We start from the raw sequence: 23,895 nt of genomic DNA on the forward strand, positions 1-23,895 counted from the left end.
ATTGGATGCCGCACCGATCGGTGCTAGACTTTGTGCCGGTTCGTTGAACCAGCAAAGCAGGGTGCTCTCGTCGAACAGCTTGTAGATGGGTTACGATGAGAGGCGCGATCCGAAGAGGCAGTCGATCACATGATGCGGCGTTCCGCTTCCGGCAGCTACCGACCAGCAGGTATGCGCTTCATCTCGACCATTCAGTATCAAATAGCCGATGCCCAGAAGCTGCCATCCTTTCATGCGCGTTGCCAACAACATTATAGCTGCCGCCCACCGCAGTTACTTAGATACCCTGGCCCCGTCGCATGTTATGCCGGTCCTTGGCTTACAGCGCGGTCCTAAGAAAACTAGCTGATCAATGAAGGGGGGAAGATGCCGGAGGATGACCAACAAGTTGCACTGGCAGAGGCAATCGCCGATGGTGTGGAGCAGGTTACGACGCCAGAGGTTGAGACCCCGGAAACCTTCCTCACCAAGCTCGCGGAAACGCTGAAAGGGTCCCAGGGTGTTGACGCGGATCTCGCCAGCATTCTCACCGATAATCTCCTGACCGTGGGGCTGCACGCCAATGCGGTGGCCAACGCCAAGGCTGCCATCGTCGAGCTTGCCGCCAAACGCGCTGCACTAGAGGAAGAGGCGGTCGCCAATGGCTGATCCCACCCGATTTCATTCGCTGACCCTTGAAGGTTTCCGGGCCTATCTCCAGCCCAAGACGTTCGATTTCAGCAAGAAGCCGTCCCTTGCGATTTTTGCGCCGAACGGAAGTGGCAAATCGAGCGTGATCGATGCGCTTGAATTTCTGTTCTCCGAGCACGGCACGCTAGAGCGTCTCGGCCAGCGCTCGCTTAACAATCAGGCGGGACCAGTTGCCCTCGGACATACCGGTGCGCAGGCGGCAGGCATCGCGCCCACCGTGAAGTTCGCCACCGTCACCAAAAAAGTGGTCGCAGAGGGCCATCGTGCCGCAGCCGGCAATGACCGGCCTATTCATGCGACAGCCGTCGCCATGCAAAGGGCGTTCGTCGTCTCTCCGATTGTGCGCGGCTACACCCTGCGAACATTCGTCGAGACCCATAAACCCGAGACCCGCTACGCCGACATCGCCGGATGGCTGCAACTGACGCCGCTCGTCGAAGTGCAGAAAAATCTGCGCGCGCTCCGCAAGGACGTGAAGGCAGCTTCCGAGAGTCAGGTCGAGCTGACGCGGTTGGATGGCGAAGTCTGTAAACAGACCGCCCAAGCCCTTCAGAAATGGGACGACGCGGCAGTGCTGGAGCATATCAACGCAGCGGTGGTCGCACCGCTTGATGACACGCTGACATTCGCGGTCCTAGCTACATCGGATAACGCCTACGCCGAAGTTGAGAAGCGGGTCGAGGCCGAGGAAAACAGGATCGGGCTTGCTGGCTTGAAACAGGTGCGAGCGACCGCCGCTGCCCTTTGGCTGGAGACGAAGCCCGAAAATGACGGCGATCCGGTTGTATCCGGTGCGATCCCGTCATTCGGCGTGGCGTTGGCGGAACTGGTCGATGCGAAGGCCTTGGAAGTAGATGAGCGGGACAAGGCATCCGGCACGGTGTTCAGGGCAGTTTGGAAGGAAGCTGAAGCGCTATTTGCGGATGATGGCACCGCACTCGAAGCTTGCCCGGTATGTGAGACGCCGATCGATCAAACGCAGGCCGGCAGTGTTACCGGCATTCGGGATCTCCTCGTCGAGCATCTCGACGATTTGAAGACCTACGGTGATGCGAAGACTGCGCTTGATGACGCCACCAAGGCTGCGACGACTGCCCACAACCGATTGCTGGTCCGACTGCCCGCCCTTATTGAGCACCTGGCTGACGATGATGGAACCGGGATCAAGTCCCAGCTGATCGCCTATCAGGCTGGCATAGCCGGATGGCCGGCAGCCGAAGCTCCCGACGCGGCTGAAGTTATCCCAAAGATTGCCGCGCTGATCGCGGACCTGGATCAGCAGATTTTGGATATCGAGGCCAAGCAGGGCGACCACACTTGGGTGAAGGCGAAAGCCAAGATCGACTCCTTGCTCGAGCTACAGGAGGAAATCGGCTTGGCGGTGAGAACCTCCCAAGAGCTTGGGAAGCTCCATGAAGCGTTGACTGCCCAGGCGAAACAAATCTCGGATGCTATTCGCGCAAAGGTGCAGTCGCTGCTCGACCTGCTCCAGGTGCCGATGAACGAGATCTATCAGGAAATTCAAGGCGCAGGAGCGAAACCGATAAGGCTCGAATTGCCGGGCGAAGAGGACACGACCCAGCACAAGATGCAGCTGGTCATCGACTTTTCTGAGAATCGGAACGGCGTCCCACCCGGTGGATATCTTAGTGACTCACAGATTCATTCGGTTGCGCTGGCATTGCGGCTCGCGGCAATCAAGCGCTTCAACATCGGCGCGCCGGTGATTGCGCTCGATGATATCGTCACGTCCTACGATGCAGACCACCGCCGCGCGATCGGTGCGCTGATCGCGAAGATGTTCGCTGACTTCCAGATCATTTTGGTCACCCACGACGAGCGCTTCTTCAACTATCTTAAAGACCAGCTCGCTGCAAAGAATTGGAGCTTCACGCGGATCATCGGTCTCGACCCGGCCTATGGTCCGCGGTTTGCCGACCACCGTGTGACGGACGAAATGATCGAGGCGCGCTGGGACGCAGGCGAGTCTGCAGCAAACGAGATGAGGCAGGCCGAGGAGGAATGGCTTCTCGGTCTTGCGCGCGGCTTTGGTGTGGATGTGCGCATCCGGGCGCTCGAGCGCGCTTTTTCCTACGAGCGGTCGGAATTGGCACTTGCGATCGGTGCATTTCTTAAGAGGATCGGCCTCGCGCCGGCGGACGTGCCCGGCGTCAACAACCGCTTTATTAACAGCCTCGTTAATGGCACGGTCGAGAACTTCGGGAGCCATTTTCAGGAAGGCCCCTATGGTGACGGGTCGATCGGCGACGAGAAGACGCGCTGGGCCGAATTCATGGCGTTCCGTAGCCAATTTGCTTGTAGCGGCTGCGGACGGACAAAATATCAGCGGCCTTTTCCACTAAACAAGCCGGTGTGCGCCCATGGTGGGTGTGAAACGCAATTTGCGTTCTCCGCTGCCGCAACTGCTTCCGAGACTGCGTGATTTTCCTGACCGCCCCTCCCCCGGGGGGGCGATTTGAAAAGACAGCCATTCGATTAAAGGTTGAGAGCTGGACCGATCGGTGGCAGCGTTCGACCGGTCCGCGCCACGAGCCGCCAGTCCGCGACAAGCCAACTATGCTCATCCATGGACTACTCCATTGCAACCGCGAACGTTCGCTTCAACCGAAACCTGCCGCTCCGGCGTGCGATTGCGACTGGCGGGTTTGTCCCAGACCAATTCTTTCCGCCATTTCCAATAGAGTGATGAAGGAACGGTGGGAAGGGGCATGCAAACCCAACGCTGGCATGTCTGGATTCAGATTGTGATCCCTGCCAGCTTCTCGACCACCACGTTCGTCAACTCTCATCACGCATGAACGACCAAAGCTCACGTGCCAATGCCGTCCCTTCTTTCGTGACGAAGATTCGCTTGTCCCGAAGACGCTGATCCAGCCTGAGCACGTTCTTCGTGATGTAAGAGGCCCACCGACCAGCCGTATTATTGGCGGGATCACCTGCGTCGTAGATCGGTTTGAACTGCACAGGGTCACCTGCCTTTGCTGCATATCCTGCAGCGGCACGGCCTTTCGGATGATCAGCGAACTTCCGTGAGAACATGACCTTGAGTCTCGTTGCCACATGTGGATCCTCGGTTTGGACGAAGCCATGGATGTGTAAGCCGACCGAGCCGTATCCGCGTCGCCCTTTTCCTTCGATGACGTATGTCAGTGGAAGCTTGCTCAGCCCTTCTTCTGCCAAACCGTTCGAGATGAGTTTAAAAATTCGTTCGGATGGGTTGCAGCCATTAGCGCTCCATTTGCTTTCAAGGTCTGGCCGGATTTTCGCGGTGAAGGAGTAGCCACCGAAAATGAGAGTCGCGCGAAGTAGGAGATGAAGCTTGAGATACTGACCAACGTTTCTCCAAGGATTGAGATGTTCCTCACCCAGGTTGGTATAATCCCTGTATTGTTCAAAATCAGCCCATACTGACAAAGGGTCAGGAGGGTATCTCCCTGAGCCCATGAGACTCGCGCGAATCTGAGCATCTCTCGCAGTGAGTTGAACAACTTCATGCTCTCGTTCTGCTTGCTCTCTAATTGCCTGATTCAGCTTTCTCACGCCCAATTTTGCTGGATTTTTGGACGATAGGTTTGAGCGCCGATAAGTCTTGAGCTTGTTAGTTGAAGGCATCGAAATGGCGGCCTGACCTGCGGCTGATTTTAGTGCAGAGCAGCTAACGCAGGACGGCACAAAAGGGAAGTTTTTGTCGGCCACAGCCTACGTGAATGACGCTTCGGCAAAACGCATACCCATCTTAAATCTGATCAAGCCACGCGCGCCTGAAGCAATTTTGGACTGGAGCCGTGCATGAGCGATTCGGACGAATGCAGCAAGCTGGTGAGTCGCAGATGGGATATGGTCTTACTGTCTTCAACACCCTATCGCTCACTCACCGGGAGATGCATGAGTGCTACAGAAGGTGCTACAGCGAGGTGCTACAACTCTTGGCTCAAAACCCCTATTTTTCGGGGTTTTTGAACTCTGGCTGGGGCGGCAGGATTCGAACCTGCGAATGCCGGTACCAAAAACCGGTGCCTTACCACTTGGCGACGCCCCATCAGGAGGCGCGCTTATAGCGTGGTGAGGCCATATGCCAAGAGGGCTTGAAAGGGGTGAGCGGGAGGTCGGCTCACCCCTTCTGTTTCGTCAGAAGCCCTTGACGATGCTCTGCAGCTTTTCAGGGGGGAGGGCGTCAAAGTCGCTTGCGTCGTGGCGTTCCGCAAGGCCCTTTTGCGAATTGACCAACCGGCCACGCAGAACGCCAGGGCGCGCGTCGATTTCCGCGACCCAGCGTCCGACGTGCTCATATTCGTGCATCGAAAGGAAAGTTGCAGCTTCGCCATAGGCCTCGCCCCGGTAGATGTTGCCAAACCAGGTGTAAGTCGCAAGGTCGGCGATGGTGTAATCGTCACCTGCGAGATAGCGGGTTTTGGCAAGCTGGCGATTGGCGACGTCGAACAGGCGTTTGGTTTCCATCGCATAGCGGTCGATGGCGTATTCTATCTTGATCGGCGCGTAGTTGTAGAAATGGCCGAAGCCTCCCCCGATGAAGGGTGCCGAACCGACCTGCCAGAACAGCCAGGACAAGCATTCGGCACGCGCCTGACCCGATGTCGGCAAGAGGACGCCAAATTTCTCCGCCAGATGCATGAGGATTGCGCCTGATTCGAAAACCCGAAACGGATCTGGTCCGGACCTGTCGACCATCGCAGGGATCTTGGAGTTCGGGTTGATGTCGACGAAGCCCGTCGTAAACTGATCACCATCGAAGATCTTGATCAGCCAAGCGTCGTATTCCGCTTCGGAGAAGCCCATCTGGAGCAGTTCTTCCAGCATGATCGTCGCCTTCTGACCGTTAGGCGTGCCGAGCGAATAGACCTGGAACGGATGCTTGCCGACGGGCAGCTCGCGCTCGCTTGTGGGGCCGGCGATGGGGCGGTTGACGCTGGCGAAGGCGCCGCCATTGGCCTTGTCCCAAGTCCAGACCTTGGGTGGAACGTACTCTTCTGACATCAAGGGGCTCCTTCTAAATTTGTTAGTGTTACATACTATATCGCGGCTGGTCACGGGAACTGCAAGTGCTCTGCAGCCGTTCGCCAACTCATGGAGAGCAAAGCCGCAAAACTCGTGCATGTCGATGACAACCTTCCCGGCGTGACACGCAGGCGATGCGGCAGAGGCTGGGCCTATTTCGATGCAAAAGGCCGACGCATCGCCGACCGTGCCGAGATTGCCCGTCTGAATGCGATTGCCTTGCCTCCGGCTTATGTGGACACTTGGTACTGTCCCGCTCCTAACGGTCATATTCTGGCGACGGGGACCGATGCGAAGGGACGCAAGCAATATCGTTATCATCCCGACTTCCGAGCCGAACGGGAAAGCGAGAAGTTCGATCGCTGTGCCGCATTCGGGCATCTCCTACCACTGGTCAGAGCGCGCGTGTCGGATGAACTGGAGCGTAGCAAGCTCTCGCGCGACCGCTGCATTGCCAGCGTCGTGCGGTTACTGGACACCGGCGGGATACGCATCGGCAACGAAGCCTATGTGCGAGCCAACAGCAGTTTCGGCGCGACGACGCTGAGAATGCGGCACGCCGAAGTGAAGGGACAGGTGCTCCGTCTGCGCTTCCGGGCCAAATCGGGCAAGGATCGGGAAATGCAGGTAACTGATCGGGGACTCGTCCGCTTCGTGAAAAAGATGCAGGATCTGCCGGGGCAGCACCTCTTTCAGTACCTAGACGAAGATGGCTGCCCCTGCCCGGTGGGCTCGGCGGACGTCAACGACTGGCTGCGCGAGGTGATGGGCGAAGACTTCACTGCCAAGCACTTCAGAACCTGGCGAGCAAGCGTGCTTGGTTTTGCAACATTGGCGCAAGCCCCTGATCAGGTTTCGCTCAAGACGCTGTTGGCGGAAGTCTCGGACCACCTCGGCAACACGCCAGCAATCGCCCGGAAGAGTTATATCCATCCTGCGGTGCTTGGCTTGCTCGATGAGCAAGATCACTGGCGGCAGCAGCTCCGGCTACCTCGCGCGACGCGATGGTTGTCGCGGCACGAGCGAGGGCTGTTGGAGCTGCTAGAAAGTGGCCCGACAGCTGCCGAACTGATCAGAGCCGCCGGTTGATGATCAATTGTATTCGATGACAGCGTCGCGTCGCAAGTCGCGAAGGTAGGTCTGGGCGCGTTTGTTCACGCGATCGTCCTCCATCTGCGCCATCATCTCGTCAAAGTTGGGGCCGCTGGCGACCTGCGGATCATCGCGACCGCAGAGCATCAGTACGCGAACACCCTCGTCGATCGAGCCGAATGGAGGGGTTGTTTGCCCGACCTGAAGGTTCAGCAACGTGTCCTGTAGCTGGGCCGGCAGATCACGGGCCTTGATCTGATCGTTGGCGACAACAGTGGCGCCGATCTTCGTGGCTTGCGCTTCGGCATCGCCACAGCCCTTGATCGCTTTCACGGTCGCAGCAAACTCGGCTGCGCGCTTGGTCGCCTGCTCATTGGTGGTGCCTTTGGCAAACTCGATGGAGATCTGCTTGAGGCTGAGCAAGGCATCACGCGGATCGGCGGTAAGTACCTGGCGCTTGTCGATGAGGTACAGGATGGAGAATCCACCACGGATTTCTACCGGGCCTGCAAGCTGCCCGGGAGCCATCGATCCCGCAGCTGACGCCAGCTCGGTCGGTAGCTGCCCAAGACGGATCCAGCCCAGATCACCGCCTACTGAAGCCGTCGACGCTTCCGAGTACTGCCGGGCATAGGCGACGAAACTTCCTCCCTGCTTCAGCTGCTCGACGATTTTCTCTGCGTTCGCAAAGACCTGAGCCTTGTTCTCATCGGTTGCGGCGAGGAAGATTTCGCCGATGCGGTATTCATCGGTGCCCTTCGAGGCCTGCAGGCGCTGGATGGCTTCCTGCACTTCGCCTTCCGAGATGTTGACGAAGGGCTGTACGTTGCGTCGCAGCAAGTTCTGCCACGCAATTTCACCGCGGATCTGGCGCTTGAGCGAAGCTGCCGAAGAGCCGATGCGTGCGAGATACTTTTCCATCGCCTCGGGCGACTGGCCGAAGTTCTGCGTGGCCACGCGCTCATAGGTCGATTCCACCTGAGCGTCGTCGGCCGGTACGTCAGCTGCCTTGGCTTCCTGGATCTGTAGCGTCTCGTCGATCAGATTGCGCAACACCTGCATGCGCAGGCGTTCGGTTTCTTCTGCGCTGATCTTTCCACCGTTGGCCGACACGATCAGGGCTAGACGCTGTTCCACGTCGGTGCCCGTCACGATCTCGCCATTGATGATGGCGGTCGCGCGACGGACGTTCGGATCGTTCGTCCCGAACATGGTTGGATTGGCTGGAATGTTGAGAGGCGCGTTTGCTCCCTGCGCCAGAACCGGCGAGGCGGCGATCGAAAGCGCGCCGAGCGCCATGGCGGTGGAACCCAGCGTGCGCGAAACCGCCTTGCGGGTGATCTTCAGCTTGGACGTCATGGTCTTGGAATTTGTCCTGTCGAACTGGCGCTCGTAAGGCGGCCTTCTGCTATGATCTCTCTCTGGCCGCGTACGGCTTAACCCAAGCTGAGTGGCGCATCAGACGCAAAAGGGCAATAGAAGAGGCTATTTCACCCCGAGGTTCTTGAGCGAGAGGGATATCTGGAACGAGTTGCCGCGCACCGCGTCACCGATGTTCACATAGTCACGCCGCCAAGTGAACGACAGGTCGAGGCAATCGTCGGTGTAAGCCACGCCGAGGCGGTGCCGCAACATCTGGAACCCATCTGACGTGCGCGTCGGGTCTTCATTCCGGTCCGTCAGGTTTACGATTGCCGAACCAAACACTGAAAACGCACTGGTAATTGGCGTGCGCGCGGCAATGCGCAGCTCTTCACGGTCCTGAAGATCCTCGAACGCGGTCGCAATATTGCGGTTGAGCTTGAGGTAGCCTGCTTCGATGTAGCGCCGATGGTTGCCAATCGTCGCGTCGAACTCGTTGCGGCGCAGCGCAAAGCTGTCCTTGTCGAGCCGGAAGCGATGCGTGAACTTGATGACGTCGCCGAAACGGACGGTCGTGCGACCGACGTAGTCCGAGGCGCGATTGGTCAACCCGGTGCCGTCAGGCAGGATCGTCGCCTGGCTTGATAGACGATAGCTCTGCCCGATGGTTGTCATGACCCGGAGGCCCGGACGCTGGAACGTCCAGTCAAAGCCATATGTGAAACGTACCCCATCTTCGATACGGTCGTGACCCGGAAAGCGGTTCAGCGCGAAGAGGTTGGTGTCCTCCAGATCGACCGAGCGCGAATCCTCGTTCGGGATTTCGAAATTGCGAACGCCCGGAGTCGCGACGACTTGCAGGCGAGGCGTCAGCACTTGCGTGCCGCCGAACGCATCGCCCACAAAAGGCCACTTCACATCGATGGCTGCGGTGGCAATTCCACGAGTCTGCCAACCGGGCAGGCCCCGATAGATGGCCGTTGTAGTAAGGTCGTTGTCCGAACTGTGATAGGCATCGCCGCGCAAAAGGCCGGTCAGGGTTACTTCCTGACCCATCCCAGTTATCGTGCGCAGATCCCATTGCGCCCGCGCGAAGGCGCGCTGGCTGTCCTGCCCCGCAGTGCGGACGATGGCCAGGCTGTTGGCCTCCAGTTCGAACCGTCCTGGAACACCGTCGAACGCCATCCTCTTGCGATAATCGATCGCTGGCAGGGCGAGCGGCACCATGCCCTGTGGATCGTTGACGCGGACCGTCTGCGTGACCCAGCCGGCAATCGAGAGATAGCTGTCGTCGTCGATGCGCTCGAGGTTCAGCGAAGACCGCAGGCGGTCGTCACGGCTGATGTCGTAGCGGCGCAGGAAGGTGCGGTCGGAGGCAAAACGTGCGTTGCCGGTCAGGCTCCAGTGCGGCGAGAACTGGAGCTTCCCGTTGGCGTCGAGATACCCGCGCCATGATTGCTGGCTGGCGTTGGCTGCGCCCGTCGAGGTACTGCCAAGCGGAATGCGCGCGCTTCGCGTCGCATAGCCGGTAACCTGGAACGCACCGAGGTTGGTGAGATGCCGGTACTTGGCCGTCAGCATCGGTAGCGAGCCGGTATAGAACGTGCCGGTCAGCGCAAGGTCGCGGTTGTCGGCGATGCGCCAGTACCAGGTCTCGCTGATTTCTGCGCCGTTGGCTGCACCAAGGCGGAAGTCGGGAATCAGCAGGCCTGTTTCGGCACGGAAGTCCGAGGTGTGTCCCAGGCCGGGCAATGGCAGGATCGGCACGCCGAACATGTGGAGCGTGGCGCCCTTGTACTTCACGCGCTTCTGCTTGGCGTCGAAATAGACGCGGGCTGCCGTCACTTCCCAACTCGGCCTTTTAGGACAGCCCTTGTCATCTTCGACTGCACAGCCCGAATAGGCCGCGTTCTCGAGCGTCATGTTGCCGGATTCGTCGCGCGTGCCGCGTTCGGCGGCAAGGCGGCCCCCGGTACGCAACACCACCAGCAGGTCCTCGATAGCGCCAGCCTTGAATTCGTCCGTCAGCTCGACCTGATCGGTGTAGACGATGTTGCCGTCTTCATCCACGAATCGGATGTTGCCTGTCGCGAGGATCTGCCCTGTGTTGCGGTCCCAGGTGACATTGTCTGCACGCACTGTCTGAACATCGTGGCGCAGCACGACATTGCCCTCGGCAAAAACCTTTTCGGCGTTGCTGTCGTAGCGGACCTTGTCGGCTTCAAAGCGGACCTGATCGTCTACGCTCGATTCGTCGCCGGCGGGCGAGGCCATCGGCGCTTCCTGCGCAAGGGTCTGCGATGCGGCGAGCGGGAACAATGCCGCGGCAGAGGCAGCGGCAATACGCGCAAGGCGCAAGCGACGATCAAGGGCTTGCGGCTGCGGCCGCCGGGCGGGTTGCATGCGCTTGCCTATCGCACCAGTGCACCCTAACTGCAATTCCACAATTTCCGCTTCCCGCCCAGCTTGCGTCGAAGTGTGACGTCCATTCCGTTCAGGAGTTCCCCATGAAGGTCGTTTTCCGCACCAGCGATGCCCCGCTTCCCCGTCTGGTCGCCCGTCTCGTGGCGCAGGATGCGCTGCCGTCCGATCTTGACGCAGTGGTGCGCGAAGGTGCTGCGGCCGCCCGGTTTGCCGGAAAGGTGGGCCAGGTATTCGAAGCTTTCGTTGCGCACGATGCAGGCGTGAAGCGGCTCGCGTTGGCCGGTTTGGGCAAGGCAGACGCCACCGAGCGCAGCGCCAGTCTTGAGAAGGCCGGCGCGGCGCTGACCGCAAAGTACCTGACATCGGGCGAGACTTCTTTGGCGATCGACTTCAGCGGCTCGGGCCTGTCCGGTGCCGAGGCAGCGTCCGTTCTCTTCGGTGCACGGCTGCGCGGCTGGCGCCATGATGTCTATCGCACCAAGCTGAGCGATGAGCAGAAGCCGTCGCTGACTGAAATCGTGGCGGTCAATGCCCCGGAAGGCGCTGCGGCAGCTTGGGAAATAGAATCGGCGCTTGCCGAAGGCATCGAGTTTACCCGTGAACTCGTCGCTGAACCCGCCAACATCATTTACCCCGAAAGCTTCGTCGAGCGCGCCAAGGCGCGGCTCGAGGGCACCGGCGTCGAGATCCTCGTGCTGGGCCTCAAGGAGATGACCGAGCTGGGCATGGGCGCACTGCTTGGCGTGGCCCAAGGTTCGGTTCGTGAGCCGAAGCTGCTCGCCATGCGCTGGAAGGGGGCAGAGGCCGGAGCCTCAAGTTCTTCTGGCCCGACCGCCTTTGTCGGCAAGGGTGTCACCTTCGATACCGGCGGCATCTCGATCAAGCCTGCCGCCGGCATGGAAGACATGAAGTGGGACATGGGCGGCGCTGGCGCTGTTGCCGGGACAATGCTCGCGCTGGCCAAGCGCAAGGCCAAGGCAGACGTCATCGGCGTGTGCGGCCTTGTCGAAAACATGCCCGACGGTAACGCTCAGCGCCCTGGTGACGTGGTGACCTCGATGTCCGGCCAGACGGTCGAGGTGATCAACACCGATGCCGAGGGCCGCCTCGTGCTTTGTGATGCGCTGACCTGGGTGCAGAAGGAGTATTCCCCCAAGACGATCGTCGATCTCGCTACCCTGACAGGCGCCATGATCATTTCGCTCGGCCATGAATACGGCGGCATGTTTGCCAATGACGATGACCTTGCCGCCAAGCTCGATGCAGCCGGCAAGGCTTCGGGCGACAAGCTGTGGCGCTTCCCGCTCGGCCCTTCATACGACAAGCTGATCGACAGTCCGATCGCCGACATGAAGAATGTTGGCCCGCGTTACGGCGGATCGATCACCGCAGCGCAATTCCTCCAACGCTACATCGACAAGGGCGTGGCTTGGGCGCACCTCGACATTGCCGGCATGGTCTGGGCTGACAAGCCCGGCCAGACCTGGGACAAGGGCGCCACCGGCTTCGGTGTGCGCGTGCTCGACCGCTACGTCCGCGACGTGCTGGAGGCTTGAGGCTTTCCCATGCCCAGGATGCGGCGCAAATCTGACCTTCCTACCAAGATTTGCGCCGCTTGCGGGCTGCCGTTCACTTGGCGCAAGAAGTGGGAGCGGGATTGGGATAACGTGAAGTTCTGTTCCGACCGCTGCCGTAGCGGCAAGGGCAAGGTTGCAGGCTGATGCGCGTCGATTTCTACCAGCTTACCAGTGATCCGGCCGAACAGGTCCTGCCGCTGATTGCGCGCAATACGCTTGGCGCAGCAGAACGGCTGTTGGTCGTGTCGGAGGACGAGGCGCAGCTTCGCAGTGTCAGTGAGGCACTTTGGACACGCTTGCCCGAGACATTTCTCGCCAACGGCCGTGCCGGGACCGATCAGGACGAGCGCCAGCCGGTCCTGCTGTCCGATGCGCCAGAGCCCGCCAATGGCGCAAGGTACATGGCGCTCGCCGACGGTATCTGGCGCGAGGGTGAGTTTGAACGGGTGTTCCTGCTGTTCCCGCCCGCGCGGATTGACGATGCACGGGGATGCTGGCGCATGCTCGGCAGCCGCGAAGGCGTCGAGCGCCGCTATTGGCGGCAAGAGGGCGGCAAGTGGAAGGAAGGGCCCTGAGCACCATCCTTGCACCGCAGCACAAACATCGCTAGGGGCGCGCGCAATCAGATTCCCCCTATCGCAAGGAACGCTCCCATGGCGGTTACCCGCACTTTCTCGATCATCAAGCCCGACGCCACGCGTCGCAACCTGACCGGCGCGGTCACCAAGATGCTGGAAGAAGCAGGCCTTCGCGTCGTCGCTTCGAAGCGTATCCACATGACGCGCGAGCAGGCAGAAGGCTTCTACGCCGTTCACAAGGAACGCCCCTTCTTCAACGACCTCGTCGAGTTCATGATCTCGGGTCCGGTCGTCGTGCAGGTTCTCGAAGGCGAGAACGCCATGCAGCGCAACCGCGACATCATGGGTGCAACCAACCCTGCCAACGCCGAGCCCGGCACGATCCGCAAGGAATTGGCTGAATCGATCGAAGCCAACACGGTCCACGGCTCGGACTCGGACGAGAACGCGGCGATCGAAATCGCCTACTTCTTCAAGCCCGAAGAAATCGTCGGCTGATCGGCGAAAGCCGCCGCTGATTGAAGGGCCGGGGCAGAGATGCTCCGGCCTTTTTCGTGGGCGCGAGACGGACCTTCGGTCAATGTTGCGCAGATGCAACGCTTCGTTGCAAATCACATGTTATCCCACATAACCATAATTGTAAGCGGAGCATACAAGGCGTAGGTAGCCTGTTGTTCCAACACGAGAACGCTGAGGCCTTCCAGCCTCTTCAGGGAGGATACCTGATGTTCACAACCCGCGCTTCCGCGCGCCTGCTGGCGCGCACCAGTCTGTTTGCCGCTGCAGCTTTCGCTCTTTCGCAGCCTGTTCTGGCGCAGGACGCCGCTCAGGACGCAGCGTCCTCAGAGGACGGCGGCGAAATCATCGTGACCGCGCAGAAGCGTGCGCAGTCGCTGTCCGACGTCTCGCTTTCGGTTGCTGCTGTCGGCACCGAGCAGCTTGCCGCCAACAACACTGTCAATCTTGAAGGCCTGCAGGCGCTGGTTCCATCGATCAGCTTCGGAAACGACTTCAACTTCGCAAAGCTGTTCATCCGCGGCATCGGCTTGTCGAGCTCGCTCCCGGGCGTTGACCCGTCAGTTGCGCTCCATGTCGATGGCGTCGTCGTCAGCCTCGCGCAGGCCCAGCTTGGCTCGATGTTCGATCTCGAGCGCGTCGAAGTGCTGCGTGGACCACAGGGCACGCTCTACGGCCGCAACGCCACCGGCGGCGCGGTCAACCTGATCACCGCCAAGCCGACCGACAAGCTCGATGGCTACGTCCGCCAGACCCTCGGTGGCGATGCGTTCCTGGTGCAGACCGATGCCGCGATCGGCGGTCCGATCACCGAAGGCGTACGCGCTCGCCTCGCGGTCCAGCGCATCAAGCGCGATGGCTTTGGCATCAACGAATTCACGGGAAACGAGATCGACAACGCCAACCAGTGGTCGGTGCGCGGTCATCTGCAGTTCCTGCCGACCGACAAGCTGTCCATCCTGCTGACGGGTGAACTTCACACCGAGAACGATCGTTCGCTCGCTGTGAAGTTCCGCGAAGTTTCGTTCCCCGGCACGACGGTTCCGAGCCTGACTGCCTTGGGCCAGCGCACCAACGCCGACGGCAGCGCAGCATCGTTCGCCAAGAACGTGCGCAATCTCAACACCAACTATGACCCGATCAACGATCGCAAGCAGTATGCCTTCACCGGCATCATGGACTATGCGGCCTCCGATACGGTCGCGCTCAAGTCTCTGACAAGCTACCGCAACTTCCGCGCGATCTTCTTCCATGACTTCGACATGTCGTCCTACGCCGGTTATCCGCTGGCGCAGACCAACGCCGTGCGTACCAGCGCCAACCACTGGCAGCCGGTATTCGAGAACCAGTTCAGCCAGGAACTGCAGCTCAACGTCGATACAGACAAACTGCATGCCGTTTTCGCCGGCTTCTACCTGAAGGACCACATCCGCGTCGAAAACCACATCGGCTTTGACGTGCTGACCAACACCGACCCCTATCGCGTCCAGTTCGACGGCAAGCTTGATGTCGAGACCTGGGCCGTGTTCGGCAACGTGACCTACGACCTGACCGAGCAGTTCTCGATCAAGGCCGGTGGGCGCTATTCGTGGGAAAAGCGCAAGATCAAGAACAACAGCGGCATCGGCACCGCCGCGACCGGCTTCGTGCTTGATCCCTTGCAGTGGGACACATCGAAGACCTGGGACGACTTCTCGCCCTCGCTCGGCGTCGAGTTCCGTCCGAATGACGATGTGATGGCGTATTTCAACTGGTCGCGCGGGTTCAAGTCCGGCACCGCCGAAATCGGTTCGCGCCGTTCGGCCACTGCGGTCACGCCGTTCGTGAACCCCGAGAAGGTCGAGGCCTTCGAAGGCGGCATCAAGTACAGCGCCGGCTCGCTGCAGACGAACCTTGCCGTGTTCTACCAGAAGCTCAAGAACGGCCAGTTCCAGCGGACCTTCCCGATCCCCAACCCGCCGTTCTTTGCCAGCGCTCTGGAAAACGCAGCGGAGTCGCGGGCCTATGGTGCGGAGTTCGAGCTGCGCTGGCGCCCGATCGATGGTCTCGCCATTGACGCTTCGGCAGCCTACCTGAACTCCAAGTTCACCAAGTTCTTCTCGAAGAACCCGCTGAACGCGGCGCTGTTCGGCCCTGGCGGCGCTTCGCTGCCTGACGAAGACCTGTCCGGGAACGCTACCCGCATGAGCCCGAAGTGGACGCTGAACTTCAACCCGACCTACACGGCTGACCTTTCGAGCGGGGCCAGCGTGTTGTTCGGCACGAACGTGTCCTACCGTTCAAAGCAGTACCACACCGAGTTCAACGACGATCGCATGGCCGCTGACGGCTATGTGATGGTTGATGCGAACGTGAAGTACCGCCATTCGGACGACCGGACTTCGGTAAATCTCTGGGTGCGCAACCTGACCAACGAACTGGTCTGGGCGGGCAGCTACGCGGTTGCCACCAGCCGCACCATCGGTGGCACGCTGATGCCGCCGCGGACCTACGGCGTGACGCTTGGCTACGAATTCTGAGCCATCGCCCAGATCAAATGACAAGAGGCCGCCGGTTCACCCCGGCGGCCTTTCTGTTTAGGTCATTCACAAGAGGAGACCTGAAATGCAGGGCATGGGTGCTGGCGACTGTCCGTTCGAGTTCAACTTCGATGCTTCGACGTTCAAGGTCGGTGACACTGTAGCTATCGTATCGTCGGCAGTCCGATGTTCGAGGACATGCCTTTCGCCGGCGAACTGCTGGAAGTGCACGAAGATCATGTGGTGATTGCAGGCGATCCCAGCGACAGGTCCGTTCGCTATCGTGGGACGCGCGAGAACCGTCCCAATGTGCAGGCCAGCGAGATCTAGGCAGTGAGGGCGCGTTCGCCGCGATACCATTGCGTGAGGCCCCACCCGATCCCGGCTATGGCGAGCAGGCCAAGCAGGATCGGCATAGTGTAGCCGAAATCCGTGGCAAGCAGTGCTGCGGCAACCAGTGCGGCAGAAGAGCAACCGAGGTCCCACCCGCCCTCGGTGGCCATGTTGAAGCGCAGCGTGCATTGCGAGCGCTGGGCCATGGCATAAAGCGGCGAAAGCATGGCAGTTGCAAGCATGGGCGCGGCCAGCGCACCGAGCGCAGTTGCGATCAGCGCGGGCAGGGGTGAGGCCCACGCAAGGGCCTTGAGCACCAGAACCGCAGCGCCAAGACCATAAGCCAGCGCTAGAGAATACGTCCCGCGCCCGCCGTCGATCAGCCGGCCGATGATCAGGCTGCCTGCCGCTGCGCCCAACCCGGCAAGCGCAAGCGCGCCGCCAAAGCTCTCGAAGCTCTGCCCCAGGGTGACGAACAGCGCGAGGTTCCAGACCACGACCGAGCAGCCCGACTGGAGCCCTTCGGCAAAATAGATTCTACGCCCCGCGCTGACGATCGCAGGGTCTGCACGGCTTTCGCGCGGGACCGCCGGATTGGGCGCGCCCGTCAACGGCAGGCCCGCGAGCAGCTGCATCGCCGCAATCACGGCAAAGCCGATGACTGGCCCGGCGCCCGAAAGCAGAAAGCCCCCCGCAACTGGGGCAACGATTCCCACTGCGGCGGTGGTCGCCTGCTGGATCGACACCTGTCGCCCCAACGCAGCGTTATCGCCTGCAGCGGAGACGTAGGCGTGATAGCCGGTCCAATAGAGCACGCTGCCAAGCCCGGAGACCAGGATATACGCCACCAGCAGCAGTCCCATGCCCTCGACGAACGGCAGCATAAGGAACGAAGCTGCGCGCACTCCGCAGCCCAGCAACAGCACGGTGCGCAGTCCGTGCGCATGGGCAATGGGCAGTACCGCCGCTCGCAGGGCGAAGCGCGAAAGCAGCACTAGAGCGAAACTGGCCAGTGCAAGTGCCGGGCTCAGCCCCTGCTTGACCAGAAAACCGACCACGAAAAGCCCGCCGCTTGCCTCAACAAACGATTGCAGACCTGTGTGTGCGTAAATGCGGCGGATGGCCGTGAGCTGCATGGCGTTCTTTAGAACTCCACCATTGCGGCGAGCCGCTTGGGCGCCACGGCGGCCCAGCTGCGGCGAAGCCAGTCGGCTGCGTGCTCCCAGTCGACATCGGGACGGTTGAGAATCAGCCCTGCCCAGCCGCTTGCGCCATAGTAGGCTGGCCGGAACCAGGTGTCCTCGTCCTGCTCGATCAGGGCGGCCAGTTCGTCCTGACCGCTCGTCTTCACCAGCAGTGCTATGTGCGGGGCGCCATGGTGCTGATCGTTGAAATAGGCGAAGTACTTGCCGCCCACGCGCCAGCCGGGGGCACCGTGGCTTTCACGCTCTTCGACATCAGGAAGGGCAGCAGCGAGGCCGCGCACCTTCTCGAGCAACCATCCAGCGCTGTACTCGCGAGCAACATAGCTGGCGAGGGTTCGCGAATAGAGCTGGTGCTCGGCGAACAGGACACGAGCGGCAAGACTGTCGCCGGTATCGCCCGGAATGATTGCTACCGGCGTCTGGCCGAGGATCGGGCCATCGTCGAGTTCTGCGGTCACGAGATGCACTGTGCACCCACCGTGGCTGTCCCCAGCCTCGATCGCGCGATCGTGGGTGTGCAGGCCCTTGTACTTGGGCAGCAGCGAAGGGTGGATGTTGAGCATCCGACCTTCCCAGCGTCCGACAAATTCGGGGCTCAGAATGCGCATGTAGCCGGCAAGGGCGATATAGCGCGCCCCGGCCCGGACCACCTCGGCCTCCATCATCGCGTCGTGCTCTGGCCGGGGAATGCCCTTGTGCGGTAGGCAGAACGTCGCCACCCCCTCAGCCTCGGCGAGTTTCAGACCCGAAGCATCCGGGTTGTTCGAGAGAACGAGTACGATCTCATAAGGACAGTCCGCCGCACGGCTTGCATAGAGCAGCGCGGCCATGTTGGTGCCGCTGCCCGAAATGAAGACGGCGACGGGGACGCGGTCAGCCAATGTGGGTGGCTTCCCATGCCTCGCGGGCGGACCAAGTCTCGGCGCTGCCGGTGACGGTGCAGCCCTTTTCGCCCGCGACGATCGTCCCGACGCGATAGACCGTTTCACCAGCCGCGGCGAGGTCGGCGGCAAGCGATTCGGCCTCGGCCGCTTCCACCGCCAGGATCATGCCGATGCCGCAGTTGAAGGTGCGGGCCATTTCCTCGGGTTCGATATTTCCCTGCGCCTGCAGGAACGCCATCAAGCGGCTCTGCTCCCAGCTGTCGGCATCGATGCGCGCATGAAGGCCTTGCGGCAAGACGCGGGGCACGTTCTCGAGCAGGCCACCGCCGGTGATGTGGGCCAGCGCATTGATCCGGCCCGAGCGGATGAAGGGCAGCAGGCTCTTCACGTAGATGCGGGTCGGTTCGATGAGGTAATCGATCAGCAGGCGTTCGTTGTCGAACAGGGCAGGGCGGTCAAGCTTCCAGCCCTTGTCTGCAGCGAGACGACGCACCAGCGAGTAACCGTTCGAGTGAACGCCAGACGAGGCGAGGCCGAGCAGCACGTTGCCTTCCGCCACGCGGCCGCCGGTCAGTTGCTCACCGCGCTCAACGGCACCAACGCAGAAGCCAGCGAGATCGTAGTCTCCGTCGGCATACATGCCGGGCATTTCCGCGGTTTCGCCACCGATCAGGGCGCATCCGGCCTGCTTGCAGCCCTCCGCAATTCCGGCGACCACGCGCTCGGCTACGCCATTGTCCAGACGGCCAGTGGCGAAATAATCGAGGAAGAAGAGCGGTTCGGCCCCCTGCACAATCAGGTCGTTCACACACATCGCGACAAGATCGATGCCGATCGTGTCATGCCGGTCGTGATCGATCGCCAGCTTGACCTTGGTGCCAACGCCATCGTTGCCAGCGACAAGAAGCGGGTCCTTGTAGCCCGCCGCCTTGAGGTCAAAGAAGCCGCCGAAGCCGCCGAGCTCCGCATCCGCGCCGGGCCGGGCGGTTGACTTCGCCAACGGGCCAATGGCCTTCACCAGCGCATTGCCAGCGGCGATGTTCACGCCAGCCTTGGCGTAGCTATAGCTCTCGGGCTTTTCCTGCTTGTCGCTCATGGTGCGCGCGCCTAGCGCTTTCCTGCTTGGATTTCCACTTTCGTTTCGGCAAAAGCGGGCATCCAGTTGCGGAATTCGAATTCCGTGTGCTTTACCGGCCGGACCTTCGGCCATGACTGGTTTCGGAGTTCCCTTGGTCGCCCTGCATCTGCCAATCGAAAAAGCGAAGAACCGCAAGGCGCTGATGCTGGGCATTGCCCTCGTCGCGGGACTGGGCGGGGCTGCTCTTGTCGCGCAGATCGAGGGTGATCGCGGCATCCCGCCGATCGCCAGCAATGGCGACTACGAAGTGCGTGGGATCGAGGTGAACGTCGGCGGCGACAATGCCGAGGACGCACGCAACAAGGGCTGGCGCGAAGCGCAGCGCAAGGCGTGGACCAAGCTCTGGGAAAGCAACGGTAGTGGCGGGGCCGCTCCAGGGCTCGATGATTCGACGATCGAATCGATGGTTTCGGCTGTGGTTGTCGAGCACGAACAGATCGGTCCGCGCCGTTACATCGCGCGTCTCGGCGTGATCTTCGACCGCGCCCGCACCGGTGAACGACTCGGCATGACCGGCGCGAAGGCCCGCTCGGCGCCGCTGCTGGTCGTGCCGGTCCTCTACCAGGGCGGCGTGGCGACGGTTTACGAAACCCGCACTCCATGGCAAAAGGCGTGGGCGGAGTATCGCACAGGCAGCAGCGCGATCGACTACGTGCGACCAGCTGGCGCAGGCTCCGATTCGCTCCTGTTGACGGCGGGGCAGCTTGATAGGCGCAGTCGCAACTGGTGGCGGCTGATCCTGGACGAATTCGGAGCGTCCGACGTGATCATGCCAATCGCGCGCCTGGACCGGCAATTCCCCGGGGGCCCTGTGAGCGGCACGTTCACCGCGCGCTACGGTCCGGACAATCGCTTCCTCGGCAGCTTCACCCTGACCGCCAAGAGCGAAGCTGATCTGCCCAGGATGCTGGAAGATGCGATCGGCCGGCTGGACGGCATCTACACCCAGGCTCTCGTTGCAGGGGTCCTGAAGCCCGATCCGACGCTCAACATGGTGGCCGAAATCGATCCGAAGCTGATCGAGCAGACGCTGGCAAGCGCAGGGCCGGTCGCCACGCCTGCCTCGGCGACCGCTCCCGAAGCCACGCCAAGCGCCGCTGCCACGCCGACGGCGGCTGCGGCCGGAGCAACCATAACCATCCAGTTCGCCACTGCGGACGGCCCGGCGGTCGACGCCGGCATCGCCGCAGTGCGTGGCATCCCCGGGGTGAAGAGCGCGGTCTCGAGTTCGATCGCGATTGGCGGCACGTCGGTCATGCGCGTCACCTACGCGGGCGAAATAGATACGTTGGCCGCAGCATTGCGGGCGCAGGGCTGGCGGGTGACGGTCGGCGCGGGCGCGCTTTCGATTCGCAAGTAACCCGAACCGCGATTCGAGCGTATATTCGGCAGATGTCTTCGCAGATCGCCCTTCCGCTCGTGACAGCGCGCGGTGCCGAAACCGTGGTCATGGGGCCCTGCCTGGTGCCTGTGATCGAAGCGCTGCAGTCGGCTGCCACCTGGCCCTTCCGCACCGCAATTCTCGTCGGCCCACCACGCTCGGGCAAAAGCCTGCTGGCCCGCTGGTTTGCGGAGAGTGGGGCAGGGGAGGTGTTGGACAGCGCCGATTCGCTGCCTGAGGACGAGATCTTCCATAAATGGAACCGCGCACAAGCTTCGGGACGTCCCCTTTTGCTGGTCAGCGATCGCGCTCCGGGTGACTGGACGATCACTCTGCCCGATCTCGCCTCGCGCCTGGGTTCGGCCTTGCTGATAGAGCTTGGCGCACCAGACGATGAGCTCGTAGCTGGGTTGATCGTGGAACATTCCGCGCGGCGGGGGCTTGTTCTGGGCGAACAGGCAATCGCCTACCTCCTGCCCAGAGTGGAACGCACGCACGCAGAAATCGAGTTGCTGATTGAAACTCTTGACCGTCTGTCTCTTGAGCGTAAATCACCCGTCACCATATCACTGGTCCGCGACGCGCTTGCCGAGCGGACAGGGGAATTCCAGCCGCGCTTGCTTTAAGCGCCTGAAAGAGAGAGAATCAGGGCATGTTCAACGGCCTGATCGCCTATCTGGACTCGATCCGCTCGCGCGATCCCGCGCCCCGCTCTCGTTGGGAGATCCTGCTCTACCCGGGCCTTTGGGCCGTCGGCTTCCACCGAGTCGCGCATTGGCTGTTCGAGGCCAAGCTGTTCTTCCTGGCTCGTCTGGTGAACCATTTTTCCCGTTTTTTGACTGCGATCGACATCCATCCGGGCGCCAGGATCGGCAAGCACCTGTTTATCGACCACGGTTTCACCGTCATTGGCGAGACGGCCGAGATTGGCGACAATGTCACCATCTACCAGTGCGTCACGCTAGGCGGGACGAACCCTGCAAATGGTATCCCCGGAAAGCGTCACCCGACGTTGAACGACAACGCGATCATCGGCTCGGGTGCCCAGATCCTGGGGCCGATCACTGTTGGTCCTCGCGCTCGAGTAGGGGCAAACGCCGTTGTGACCGACGATGTGCCTGAAGGCGCTACGATGGTCGGGCTGAAAGCTCGCTCCACGCTGGTGCCTGCAGAAACGTGGCTCAAGGAATTCATTCCCTACGGCACTCCGTGCAAGGAGCCGTGCGAGCCGAACGGCGGCTCGCGGGTTGATGAGCTTGAGGCCGAAGTCGCAGCGCTGAAGGCACAGGTTGCGGCACTCGTCGCTGCTCAGACGGGTGGCGACGATACCTCGCCTGCGCCAACTCCGACCACGGTCGGCAGAAGGAACCGCAGCTGAGCGTGACCGGCCCTGATGCCGGGACGTCCGGCACCGTCGTCCCATTCCCGAACGCGCGTGCGATCCAGCAGGTCGGCTTCGAACGGCCAGAGCTGCTGAAGATCCTCGATCTCTACGGTCGCATGGTCGCAGCCGGCCTGTGGCGCGATTATGCAATGGACTTTGGCAAGGATGCTGCTGTCTTCGCAGCGTTCAAGCGAACCGCGGAACGCCCCACGGCAAGGATTGAAAAACGGCCCTCGCTGCGCAGCAAGCAGGGCATGTGGGCACTGTTCGGAGAAGCCGGGCAAGTCCTGAAGCGCGGCCATGACTTGGCGGGTGTTCTGTCGCCGCTCGAGCGCCGTTTGATGAAGGTCGTGGAGGATTAGCTCTTCGGCTTGATCAGGAAATTCATCCAGCAGCTTGCCAGCGGTTTGTCGCGATCAGACTGCCAAGCTTCTGCGCGCACGTTGGCAATGCGCCTTCCTGCGCGGATAACCTCGCCGCGCGCGAAGGTTTCCACCGTCACGCCGCCTCGCAGGTACTCGACGGAGATGTTCACTGGCTTGATTCGCATCCTCGCGTCCTCCTCGCCGAGATGGGCGTGAAGGGCCATGATCGCGGCGATTTCCATCATGCCTGCGATAGCGCCGCCGTGAAGGAATCCAGGCCGACCCATGGCTCGATCGGAAAAATCCATTGCCAGAAGCGGGGCGTCGTCCAGCATGCCAGCGATTCGCATGCCCATTGATCGCGCATAGGGCGGCAACTTTTCCGACAAGAGAACGCCAGCTTCGCTCACTTCGCTTCTCCTGGTGAACGCGCCCAACCGTCTGCTTGGACCTGGATGAAGATGCCGGCGGCGTGCGCTACGGGATCAGTGATGTCGCCGTCGTGGGCAATGCCCCGGACGAACGCCATCGACTTCTTCAACTGGTAGCACTCTGCCCAGGCAATAATCGTTTTGCCTGGCGTTGCGGCGCGAACATAGTCGACACGCAGGTCCAACGTCACTTGCGGGCGAAAGCCGCCGCGCAGTGCCCAGACGGACATCGACGTGGCATTGTCCAGCAAACTGATTATCGGGCCGGAAGCGAGTACGCCCGTCTCGCGATCGCCGACCAAGTCCTCGCGCCAAGGCAGGCCAAGCTCGACCCAGTTATCGCCATGAGTGCGATACTGCATGCCTATGAAGCCGGTGTGCCCGTGGCGCATCATGAATTTGCCGAACTGCTTCGGGTTGAAATCCATGCCCGGCGGGATCGCGGGCCTTCCTCCGGCGGGTTCGGGCGTTGTATCCATGACTGTTTCCCTGCCGCAGCTATGGTGCGATTACAAGCGTATTAAGCGGGCGATTAAAATGCGCTTCCGGCCAGTGCGTCGATGGCGCCTTGCAGGATCAGGGCAGCGGCGTGTGAATCGATGCGTTCTGCCCGCTTGGCCCGGCTGAAGTCCTGCTCGATCATCGCCCGTTCGGCGGCCTGCGTAGTCCACCGCTCGTCCCAAAGGAGGATCGGCAGCCCAAGATCCTCGAGGTTGCGAGCGATAGCCCTGGCGCCCTGCGACCTCGGGCTTTCCGATCCGTCCATATTGAGCGGCAGACCAATCACGAGCCCTATGACACCGCGTTCCTCGATCAGCGCCTGCAGCTTTGCCTTGTCAGCGGTGAATTTGCCGCGCTGAAGTGTCTTGCCTGCCGTGGCGAAGCGCCAGTCTCGGTCGCACAGGGCAATGCCGATGGTCTTGGTGCCAGTATCCAGCCCCATCAGCACCCCGCCTTCGGGCAACTCGTCGCGCATGCA

Annotated in this window: 22 protein-coding genes, 1 tRNA gene and 2 pseudogenes; 14 read left to right on the top strand and 11 right to left on the bottom strand. The window is 61.3% G+C overall.

The window, feature by feature from the left end; genetic code table 11:
* Positions 1-366: 366 nt before the first annotated feature.
* Both AC3WLM_RS12150 and AC3WLM_RS12155 read left to right on the top strand, forming a co-directional pair.
* The gene (locus tag AC3WLM_RS12150; protein ID WP_118072276.1) at positions 367-648 is read left to right on the top strand and encodes a hypothetical protein; all 282 of its coding nucleotides are present in this window, start codon (positions 367-369) and stop codon (positions 646-648) included.
* Positions 641-3,133 carry an AAA family ATPase gene (locus AC3WLM_RS12155; protein ID WP_492477487.1) on the top strand — a complete coding sequence of 831 codons (2,493 nt, stop codon included), beginning with the start codon at positions 641-643 and terminating at the stop codon, positions 3,131-3,133. The genes AC3WLM_RS12150 and AC3WLM_RS12155 overlap by 8 nt, the downstream gene beginning before the upstream one ends.
* Before the next feature lie 356 nt (positions 3,134-3,489).
* Here the strand turns inward: AC3WLM_RS12155 and AC3WLM_RS12160 are convergent, their stop codons facing one another.
* The 3 genes from AC3WLM_RS12160 to yghU form a co-directional block, all read right to left on the bottom strand.
* On the bottom strand, positions 3,490-4,407 hold the full coding sequence (locus AC3WLM_RS12160; protein ID WP_162895854.1) for a hypothetical protein: 918 nt from the start codon (positions 4,405-4,407) through the stop codon (positions 3,490-3,492).
* Between the two features lie 268 nt (positions 4,408-4,675).
* A tRNA-Gln gene (locus tag AC3WLM_RS12165) sits at positions 4,676-4,750 on the bottom strand.
* Between the two features lie 89 nt (positions 4,751-4,839).
* Positions 4,840-5,706, bottom strand: coding sequence for a glutathione-dependent disulfide-bond oxidoreductase (yghU, locus tag AC3WLM_RS12170; protein ID WP_492477488.1), 867 nt, complete (start codon positions 5,704-5,706; stop codon positions 4,840-4,842).
* Between the two features lie 90 nt (positions 5,707-5,796).
* Between yghU and AC3WLM_RS12175 the strand changes: the two genes are divergently transcribed.
* The gene (locus AC3WLM_RS12175; protein WP_039332617.1) at positions 5,797-6,816 is read left to right on the top strand and encodes a DNA topoisomerase IB; all 1,020 of its coding nucleotides are present in this window, start codon (positions 5,797-5,799) and stop codon (positions 6,814-6,816) included.
* A gap of 3 nt (positions 6,817-6,819) precedes the next feature.
* On the opposite strand, the gene AC3WLM_RS12180 is transcribed toward AC3WLM_RS12175, so the two are convergent.
* On the bottom strand, positions 6,820-8,178 hold the full coding sequence (locus AC3WLM_RS12180) for a peptidylprolyl isomerase (protein ID WP_039332619.1): 1,359 nt from the start codon (positions 8,176-8,178) through the stop codon (positions 6,820-6,822).
* Between the two features lie 126 nt (positions 8,179-8,304).
* On the bottom strand, positions 8,305-10,584 hold the full coding sequence (locus AC3WLM_RS12185) for an LPS-assembly protein LptD (protein WP_492477489.1): 2,280 nt from the start codon (positions 10,582-10,584) through the stop codon (positions 8,305-8,307).
* A 104-nt stretch (positions 10,585-10,688) separates the two neighbouring features.
* Between AC3WLM_RS12185 and AC3WLM_RS12190 the strand changes: the two genes are divergently transcribed.
* From AC3WLM_RS12190 to AC3WLM_RS12220, 7 genes and pseudogenes are all read left to right on the top strand, one after another.
* Positions 10,689-12,161 carry a leucyl aminopeptidase gene (locus AC3WLM_RS12190; protein ID WP_039332623.1) on the top strand — a complete coding sequence of 491 codons (1,473 nt, stop codon included), beginning with the start codon at positions 10,689-10,691 and terminating at the stop codon, positions 12,159-12,161.
* Positions 12,162-12,170: 9 nt separating this feature from the next.
* Positions 12,171-12,326, top strand: a complete 156-nt coding sequence (locus AC3WLM_RS12195; protein WP_193827757.1) for a DUF2256 domain-containing protein — start codon at positions 12,171-12,173, stop codon at positions 12,324-12,326.
* Positions 12,326-12,757, top strand: coding sequence for a DNA polymerase III subunit chi (locus tag AC3WLM_RS12200; protein ID WP_492477490.1), 432 nt, complete (start codon positions 12,326-12,328; stop codon positions 12,755-12,757). Before AC3WLM_RS12195 ends, AC3WLM_RS12200 begins: the two co-directional genes overlap by 1 nt.
* Positions 12,758-12,835: 78 nt before the next feature.
* Positions 12,836-13,258, top strand: coding sequence for a nucleoside-diphosphate kinase (gene ndk, locus AC3WLM_RS12205; RefSeq protein ID WP_039332627.1), 423 nt, complete (start codon positions 12,836-12,838; stop codon positions 13,256-13,258).
* A 227-nt stretch (positions 13,259-13,485) separates the two neighbouring features.
* A pseudogene (locus tag AC3WLM_RS12210) lies at positions 13,486-13,962 on the top strand (TonB-dependent receptor plug domain-containing protein); the annotation flags it as partial.
* Between the two features lie 441 nt (positions 13,963-14,403).
* Positions 14,404-15,795, top strand: a pseudogene (locus tag AC3WLM_RS12215) (TonB-dependent receptor); the annotation flags it as partial.
* A 198-nt stretch (positions 15,796-15,993) separates the two neighbouring features.
* On the top strand, positions 15,994-16,125 hold the full coding sequence (locus AC3WLM_RS12220; protein ID WP_369821004.1) for a hypothetical protein: 132 nt from the start codon (positions 15,994-15,996) through the stop codon (positions 16,123-16,125).
* Here the strand turns inward: AC3WLM_RS12220 and AC3WLM_RS12225 are convergent.
* The 3 genes from AC3WLM_RS12225 to purM form a co-directional block, all read right to left on the bottom strand.
* A complete protein-coding gene (locus AC3WLM_RS12225; RefSeq protein WP_231735465.1) occupies positions 16,122-17,186 on the bottom strand; it encodes an MFS transporter in 1,065 nt (354 codons plus the stop codon). The two genes, AC3WLM_RS12220 and AC3WLM_RS12225, sit on opposite strands and share 4 nt — an antisense overlap.
* Before the next feature lie 86 nt (positions 17,187-17,272).
* The gene (purN, locus tag AC3WLM_RS12230) at positions 17,273-18,214 is read right to left on the bottom strand and encodes a phosphoribosylglycinamide formyltransferase (protein ID WP_492477491.1); all 942 of its coding nucleotides are present in this window, start codon (positions 18,212-18,214) and stop codon (positions 17,273-17,275) included.
* A complete protein-coding gene (gene purM / locus AC3WLM_RS12235; protein WP_492477492.1) occupies positions 18,207-19,313 on the bottom strand; it encodes a phosphoribosylformylglycinamidine cyclo-ligase in 1,107 nt (368 codons plus the stop codon). The genes purN and purM overlap by 8 nt, the downstream gene beginning before the upstream one ends.
* 112 nt (positions 19,314-19,425) lie before the next feature.
* Between purM and AC3WLM_RS12240 the strand changes: the two genes are divergently transcribed.
* The 4 genes from AC3WLM_RS12240 to AC3WLM_RS12255 are packed head-to-tail and all read left to right on the top strand — an operon-like array spanning position 19,426 to position 22,482.
* Positions 19,426-20,715 carry a heavy-metal-associated domain-containing protein gene (locus tag AC3WLM_RS12240; RefSeq protein ID WP_492477493.1) on the top strand — a complete coding sequence of 430 codons (1,290 nt, stop codon included), beginning with the start codon at positions 19,426-19,428 and terminating at the stop codon, positions 20,713-20,715.
* Between the two features lie 32 nt (positions 20,716-20,747).
* Positions 20,748-21,362 (top strand): HdaA/DnaA family protein, encoded by a 615-nt coding sequence (locus AC3WLM_RS12245; RefSeq protein WP_492477494.1) that lies wholly within the window; start codon positions 20,748-20,750, stop codon positions 21,360-21,362.
* A 26-nt stretch (positions 21,363-21,388) separates the two neighbouring features.
* Positions 21,389-22,114: a serine O-acetyltransferase EpsC gene (gene epsC, locus AC3WLM_RS12250; protein ID WP_492477495.1), complete on the top strand. Its 726-nt coding sequence runs from the start codon at positions 21,389-21,391 to the stop codon at positions 22,112-22,114.
* Between the two features lie 2 nt (positions 22,115-22,116).
* Positions 22,117-22,482, top strand: a complete 366-nt coding sequence (locus AC3WLM_RS12255) for a DUF2794 domain-containing protein (protein ID WP_230487778.1) — start codon at positions 22,117-22,119, stop codon at positions 22,480-22,482.
* Here the strand turns inward: AC3WLM_RS12255 and AC3WLM_RS12260 are convergent.
* From AC3WLM_RS12260 to ruvX, 3 genes are all read right to left on the bottom strand, one after another.
* Entirely contained in the window at positions 22,479-22,841 is a 363-nt protein-coding gene (locus AC3WLM_RS12260) for a PaaI family thioesterase (RefSeq protein ID WP_052242158.1), read from the bottom strand. The two genes, AC3WLM_RS12255 and AC3WLM_RS12260, sit on opposite strands and share 4 nt — an antisense overlap.
* A gap of 50 nt (positions 22,842-22,891) precedes the next feature.
* Positions 22,892-23,344, bottom strand: coding sequence for a PaaI family thioesterase (locus tag AC3WLM_RS12265; protein WP_039332642.1), 453 nt, complete (start codon positions 23,342-23,344; stop codon positions 22,892-22,894).
* 104 nt (positions 23,345-23,448) lie between these two features.
* Positions 23,449-23,892 carry a Holliday junction resolvase RuvX gene (gene ruvX / locus AC3WLM_RS12270; RefSeq protein WP_492477496.1) on the bottom strand — a complete coding sequence of 148 codons (444 nt, stop codon included), beginning with the start codon at positions 23,890-23,892 and terminating at the stop codon, positions 23,449-23,451.
* Positions 23,893-23,895 lie beyond the last annotated feature (3 nt).

It is taken from the genome of Novosphingobium sp. FW305-C-30-35 (assembly GCF_058783135.1).